At 40.6% G+C, this 650-nt stretch carries 1 protein-coding gene; it reads right to left on the bottom strand.

What is annotated here, in order from left to right:
• Nucleotides 1–94: 94 nt before the first annotated feature.
• Nucleotides 95–319: a hypothetical protein gene (locus tag A3757_RS23055; protein WP_068510894.1), complete on the bottom strand. Its 225-nt coding sequence runs from the start codon at nucleotides 317–319 to the stop codon at nucleotides 95–97.
• Nucleotides 320–650: the final 331 nt, after the last annotated feature.

Genomic DNA, 650 nt, shown 5'->3' with positions numbered 1-650 from the left:
CACATCGCCCACACCGCTGTTTATCTTTCAGGGAACGGCTATTCCTGAGCGACAGTAATTGTTTTTGTGAATCAGGGTAAGTTTTACACTTACCCTAAATCACCTTCGCTTTCAGCTTAGAGATTCTTGCGGGTCGATGCTGATCAATCATTGAAATAAGTTGCATATTTCGCTCAATAGAATCTCTCAATTGCTTAACTAAACCCAGGTCAGGAAACGCGCCCTCATTAGCTGCTACAATCTTTTTCTTCGTTTCTATTATTTCCCGCTCTAAACGCTGACGCTGATTATCAAGCGTGGTCAAACGTAATGTTCTCATAGTCAGAGTCTCTATATTCCCGAAAGAACTATCAGTATAGGCAGCTAAGGTTTAAGCAATATGAAGGACTTAACATTATCGGGTAAGCTTGCGTAATCGTTTGTTTCAATGAACAGAAGTGCTCGCATAGCTTTTCACTATGTAAGCGAGAGTATCATTGGTCGAGAAAACTGGGCACTTATGAAACAGTGACCGACAAATTTATTACTGCCTGCCTTACCTTTACAGCCTCTTCTGCTAGGCTTTCTTATATACAAATATGTCAAAACTGATGTTCTCAGGAGCCAAAGGTCATGCCTAAACCTGCCATTTCAAATGTTATGAATGAGTT

This window comes from Oleiphilus sp. HI0117 (genome assembly GCF_001635235.1).
Note: the sequence above shows the minus strand (reverse complement) of the source record. Positions and strands in the feature narration are given on the sequence as shown.